General features: G+C 72.3%; 1 protein-coding gene. It reads right to left on the bottom strand.

Annotated elements, in window-relative coordinates; translation table 11 throughout:
* A partial coding sequence (locus BLV01_RS25030; RefSeq protein ID WP_139179216.1) for a non-ribosomal peptide synthetase occupies positions 1 to 6,786 on the bottom strand: 6,786 nt, incomplete at both ends.

Raw genomic sequence — 6,786 nt, 5'->3', positions numbered from 1 at the left:
GGCGTTGAGTTCGGCGTAGCTCAGCTGGGCGTCTTCGCCGACGACGGCGAGCGCCTGCGGCGTACGCGCGGCCTGTTGCTCGAACAGTTCGGGAACGGTCGCGGCCGCAAGCGGTTGCGCGGTGTCGTTCCACTCGCCGAGCAGTTGCCGGCGCGCCGGGGCATCGAGCAGTTCCAGCCGGCCCACGCGCTGCTGCAGATCGCCGGCGAAGGCTTCCAGGATGCGCTCGTAGCACTGCTCGATGCGCTCGATCTGCGCTTCGTCGAACAGGTCGGGGCGATAGCTGATGCGCAGGTGCAGGCGTTCGCCCGGCGCCAGCAGCAGGCCGAGCGGATAATGCGACATGTCGCCGCCGCGGCCGCCTTCGGCCAGGCGCACGCGCAGCGAGCCGGGTTCGTCGTTGTCGAGGAAGCGCCGGTCCTCGGCGTCGAACTGGTAGTTCTCGAACACCAGCAAGGTATCGAACAAGGGCGGGTGGCCCAACTCGGCCAGCAGTTCGGTCAGGCCCAGGTGATGCGCGCCGAGCAGGCGCGACTGGCCGTCCTGCAGCCCGTCGAGCAGTTCGCCCAGGCTGCGCGCGTTGTCGATGCGCAGGCGCAGCGGCAGGGTGTTGACGAACAGGCCGACCATGCGCTCCATGCCGGCCAGTTCGGGCGGGCGGCCGGACACGGTGATGCCGAAGCACACATCCTGTTGGCCGGTGGCCTGCGCCAGCAACAAGGCCCAGGCGCCTTGCAGCAGGGTGTTGATGGTCAGGCCGCGGCGGCGCGCCTGCGCCTCCAGCCGGGCGGTGAGTTCGGGCGAGAAATCGCGGCGGCGCGTGCGCGGCACCACCGGCTGCGCGCCGGCCTGCGGCGCCACAAGGCAGGGCTGGCCGAAGCCTTGCAAGGCCTCGCGCCACGCGGCGAGCGCGGCCGGCCGATCCTGCGCGGCGATCCAGCGCAGATAGTCGGCATACGGCGCGACCGCGGGCAGGGACGCGGCCCCGGCGCGTGCGTGGTACAGGTTGAACAACTCCTGCAGCAACACCGGCACCGACCAGCCGTCGAGCAGGATGTGGTGGTGGGTGAAGACGAGCCGGTGGTCGTGTTCGTCCAGGCGCACCAGGCTGAAGCGCAGCAGTTGCGCCTGCGCCGGGTCGACCGGCCGCTCCAGGTCTTCGCGCAGGACGTCGTGCAACGCCTGCTCGCGCCGATCCGCGGGCACCGCGCCCAGATCGCGGCGCTGCCAGCACAGCGACGGCGTGCGCGGCAGCAACTGCACCGGCGGCTGCGCGTCGAGCTGGACGAAGGCCGCGTCCAGGTGCGGATAACGCGACAACACCTCGCCCGCGGCGCGCTCCAGCGCGGCGGCGTCCAGCGGGCCGTCCAGCGCGAACACCATCTGCACCAGATAGGCGTCGGCCGCGTCGTGGTCGTACAGCGCGTGGAACAGCATGCCCTGTTGCAGCGGCGCCAGCGGCAGGATGTCGGCCAGCGGCCGCGCCGCTTCCAGGCGCGCGATGGTGTCCGGGTCGAGCCGCAGCAGCGACAGGTCCGACGGGGCGAGGCCGACCGCCTCGCCGCGCGCCGCGTACGCGGCCAGCGCCTGCAGGCAATCGAACCATTCTTGCGCCAGCGCCTGGATGTCGCCGGCGTCGAACAGTTCGCCGGCATACGACCAGGCCGCGACCAGCTCGGTGCCGTCGGCGCGGTCGAACACGATGCTGTCGAGGGTGAGCGCGTGGCTCAGCGGACGGTCCGCATCGTCGCCGCCGCCGAAGCGGTCCTGTTCGCCGTGCGCGGCGCCGGCGAAGCGGCCCAGGTAGTTGAACGCCAGTTGCGCGGCCGGTGCGGCGCGCAATTCGGCGTCGCCAGCCAGATGGCGCAGCAGGCCGTAGCCCAGGCCGTGGTCCGGAATCGCGCGCAATTGCTCCTTGACCCGCTGTAGCGCGCGGCCGAGGTCGGCGCCGCCGGCGACGGCGCGGTCGGGTTCGAGCGTGCCCGGATCGAGCGCGACCGGATACAAGCTGGTGAACCAGCCGACCGTGCGCGAGAGATCGACGTCGTCGAACACGTCCTCGCGGCCGTGGCCTTCGACTTCGAAGCGCACCGCCGATCCGGCCTGCGCGTCGCGCCGATGCCGCCACCCTGCCACTGCGAGCGCGAACGCGGTCAGCAGCACTTCGTTGGTGCTGGCGCGCAACGCGGCTGGGACTTCGCCGAGCAGGCGCGCGACGACGTCGCCGCCGAGCCGCAGGCGCAGTTCGCGCCGCGTCGCCACGGTGTCGCGGGCCGGATCGAGCGGGCGTGCGCCGAGCAGCGGATCGGGCGTGGCCGCGATGCCGCGCCACAGCGCCCGTTCCTCGGACCGGCGCGGCGCGCCGGCGTCCTGGGTCAACAGCTCGGCCCAGCGCCGCAGCGACGTTCCGACCGGGTCCAGCGCCGGCGGCCGGCCGGCGCGCGCGGCCTGCCAGGCCTGCTCCAGATCGGGCAGCAGGATGCGCCACGACACGCCGTCGATGGCGAGGTGATGGACGATCAGGCACAGGCGGCCGGGCCGCTCGGTGCCGCGGTCGCTCCACACCGCCTGCAGCAGCCGGCCTTGGTCGGGATCGAGCCGCGCCAGCGCGTCGGCCGCGGCGTGATCGAAGCGGCGCGCGTCGGCGTCGGTATCGCTGTCGGTTTGCTCGATCCGGGTCAGGCAGGACGCGGCGTCCACCGCGCCGACGGGCGCGATCGACGCCTGATGGCGGCCGTCGCGCGAGACCAGGCGCAGGCGCAGCGCGTCGTGGCGGTCGAGCAGGGCCTGCAGGGCGGCGACCATCGCCGCTTCGCCGATGCCCGCGGGCACGTCGATCCGCTGCGACTGGTGCAGCCGCGCGAGCGGCCCGCCGTGTTCGACGAATGCGCGCATGATCGGCAGCAACGGCAGCTCGCCGATCGCCCGATCGGCGGCTTGGGCGGCGGCCCGGTCCGGACCGGCCGATGCCGGCGTCGCCGCCTCGCGCGCGCCCAGTTCCGCCGCCAGCGCTTCGATCTTCGGATGCTTGAAAATGTCGCGCGGCGCCAGCGGCAGGCCGCGCTTGCGCGCGCTGCTTACCAGGCGGATCGCGCTGATGCTGTCGCCGCCGCGCTCGAAGAAACTGTCGTCGATGCCGACGTCGGCCAGCCCCAGGACCTGCGCGAACAGCTCGCACAGGAGCGTTTCGCGCGCATCGCGCGGCGCGCGCGCGCTGCCGCCCTGGAAGTCCGGCGCCGGCAGCGCCTTGCGGTCGATCTTGCCGTTGCCGGTCAACGGCAGCGCCGGCAACGCCACCAGCGCGGCCGGCAGCATGTAGGAGGGCAGGCGTTGGGCCAGTCGCTGCTGCACGTCCGCGCTGTCGAGCGCATCGGTCGCCAGGTACGCCACCAGTTGCTTCTGCCCGGCGTGGTCTTCGCGCACGACGACCGCGGCGTCGGCGAAGCCGAGTTCGGCCAGCGCCGCTTCGATCTCGCCCAGTTCGATGCGGTAGCCGCGGATCTTGACCTGTTGGTCGATGCGGCCGAGGTATTCGAGTTCGCCGTCGGCGCGCCAGCGCGCCAGGTCGCCGGAGCGGTACATGCGCTGGCCGGGCGCGAACGGATTGGCGACGAAGCGCTCGGCGGTCAGGCCGGGGCGGTGCAGGTAACCGCGCGCCAGGCCGTCGCCGGCGATGTACAGCTCGCCGGCGGCGCCGACGACTTGCGGTCGCAGGTTCGCATCGAGTACGTACAGCTGGGTGTTCCAGATCGGACGGCCGATGGCGACGCCGCCGGCCGCATCTTCGTCCGCGCGCGCCTGGTAGACGCAGCAGCCGACGGTGGCCTCGGTCGGCCCGTATTCGTTGAGCAGGCGGACCTGCGGATGGTGCTGCTGCCAGTAGGCCAGATCGGCCTGCATCAAGGCCTCGCCGCCGAGCAACAGCGCCCGCGCCGGCGCCGGCGCGCCCGCTTCGAGCTGGGCGTTGAGCAATTTGAGGTGCGCGGGGGTGAGTTTGAGCAACTCGTAGCCGCCCGCGGGCAATTCGGCGATGAGCCGGGAAAAATCGCCGTCGAGCGCGGCCAGGGTCAGCGGCTGGCCCGCCAGCAACGGGCCGAACAACACGGTGACGCTGCCGTCGAACGCGGCCGACAGCGTGGTCGCCGAGCCGTTGCCTTCGCCGTTGAAATAGGCGTGACCGCTCCAGGCGAAGTAGTGCGCGGCGGAGCGGTGCGAGACCATCACGCCCTTGGGCTTGCCGGTCGAGCCGGAGGTGTAGATCACATAGGCCGGATGCAGCAGCTGCAGCGGGCGCGTGCGGTCGGCGTCGCCGGGGTCGTCGCTGCGGCTGTCGGCCAGGCGTCGCTGAAGCTCGGCCGCATCGAGCGCGCACAGCGGCGCGGTCGCGGCGAACAGGCCGGCGAATTCATCGCGGGTGATCACCCGCACCGGGCGCGCGTCCTCGATCACCACCGCCAGGCGCTCGGGCGGATTGCCGAGGTCGAGCGGCAGATAGGCGGCGCCGGCCTTGACCACGGCCAGCAGGGCCACGATCAGGTCCAGCGACGGCGGCAGCGCGACCGCGACCACCGACTCCGGGCCCGCGCCGTCGGCGATCAGCAGGTGCGCCAGGCGGTTGGCGCGCTGGTTGAGTTCGGCGAAGTCGAGCCGGTGCGGGCCGAAGATCGCCGCCACCGCTGTCGGCGTGCGCGCGACCTGGGCCTCGAACAGCGCCGGCAGGGTCGCCGCGTCGAACGGCTGCGCGGTCGCGTTCCACTCCTGCAACAGGCGCCGGCGTTCGCCGGCGTCCATCAGTTCGATGGCCTCGATCGGCTGGCCGGCATCGGCGACGACCGCGCGCAGCAGCCGCTCGAAGCGATGGGCGAACGACTGCGCGGTGGCCTCGTCGAACAGGTCGGTAGCGTATTCGACGAAGCCGCGCAGGCCGGCCGGGCGGCCGTCGGCGTGCTCGTGTTCGGCCAGTTCGAAGCTGAGGTCGAACTTCGCGGTCGGCATGTCGAACAGCTGCTCGCGGCTTTGCAGCCCCGGCAACTGCAGGCGATGGCCCTGGGCTTTCTGCAAGACCAGCATCACCTGGTACAGCGGGTGGTGCGACAGCGAGCGCTGCGGGCTCAGCGCGTCGACCACGTGCTCGAACGGCAGCTCCTGGTGTTCGTACGCGGCCAGGTCGGTCGTGCGCACGCGCGCGAGCAATTCGTCGAAACGCGGATTGCCCGAGGTGTCCGCACGCAGCACCAGCGAATTGAGGAACAGCCCGACCAGCCCGTCCAAGGCCGGGTCGGCGCGGCCTGCGACCGAGCTGCCGATCGGAATATCGGTGCCCGCGCCGAGGCGGGTCAGCAAGGCCGCCAGCGCGGCGTGCAGCACCATGAACAAGGTGCAGTCGTGCCGCTGCGCCAGCGCCCGCAGGCGGGCGTGCAGTTCGCCGTCGAGGTTCCACAGCAGGTGTTGGCCGCGATAGCTGATCTCGGCAGGGCGCGGACGGTCGGTGGGCAGGCTCAGCTGTTCGGGCAGATCGGCCAGGGCTTGCCGCCAGTACGCCATCTCGCGCGCGTGGGTGCTGTCCGGATCGCGCGGGTCGCCGAGCGCGGCGCGTTGCCACTGGCTGTAGTCCGCGTACTGCACCGGCAGCGGCTGCCAGTCCGGCGCGCGCTGCTGCAGCCGCGCGGCGTAGGCGCTGGACAGATCGCCGGTCAGCGGCGACAGCGAGGCGCCGTCGCCGGCGATGTGGTGCAGCAGCAACAGCAACACGTGGCGGTCGGCGCCGATCCGGAACACGCTGGCGCGCAGCGGCAGTTCGCGGCTCAAGTCGAAGGGACGCATCACCGCGGCGTCGAGCGCGGCTTGCAGGTCCGCTTCGGCGAGATCCACCCTTTCCAGTTCGACTTCGGCCTGCGCCAGCACCTGCTGGCTGGCGCGGTCGGACGCGGGGAAAATGGTGCGCAGGCTTTCGTGGCGCTGGACCAGGTCGTTCAGCGCTGCGTGCAGGGCCGGAACCTGCAACGGGCCGTCCAGGCGCGCGGTCAGCGGGATATGGTAGGTCGCGCTCGGCCCCTGCAGCTGGTGCATGAACCACAACGTGCGCTGCGCGTGCGACAGCTCCAGCCGCTGCGGCCGCGGCAGCGGTCGCAGCGGCGGACGTTCGCTGCGGGCCGCGCGCAGCCGCCGGGCCAATGCAGCCGGCGTGCGCGCTTCGAACACATCGCGAATCGAGACTTCGGCCTGCAGCCGCGCGCGGATCGAGGCGATCAGGCGCAGCGCCAGCAGCGAATGGCCGCCGAGTTCGAAGAAATTGTCGTCCGCGCCGGTTTCCTCCAGCCCCAGCGCCTCGGCGAACAAGGCCGTCAGCGCGGTTTCTTCCGGCGTGGCCGGCGCGCGTCGCGCGGCCGAGACGAAGGTCGGCGCGGGCAGCGCCTTGCGGTCGAGCTTGCCGTTGGCGTTGAGCGGCAGCGCGTCGAGGGCGACGAACGCGGCCGGCAGCATGTAGTCGGGCAGGCGCTGGCCGAGCTGCGCGCGCAGTTGGGCGACGTCCAGCTCGGGCGCGACCACATAGGCCACCAACTGCGCCAGACCGTTGCCGTCCTCGCGCGCGACCACCACGTTCTGGGCGAACCCGGCCAGCGCGAGCGCGGCCTCGATCTCGCCCAGCTCGATGCGCAGGCCGCGGATCTTGACCTGATGGTCGGTACGGCCGAGGTACTCGAGCTGACCGTCGGCGCGCCAGCGCGCCAGGTCGCCGGTGCGGTACATGCGCTGGCCGGGGGTAAACGGGTTGGCGATGAAACG

The organism is Lysobacter sp. yr284 (assembly GCF_900107375.1).
GTDB lineage: Bacteria > Pseudomonadota > Gammaproteobacteria > Xanthomonadales > Xanthomonadaceae > Lysobacter.
This window is presented reverse-complemented; position numbering and strand designations above follow the sequence as displayed.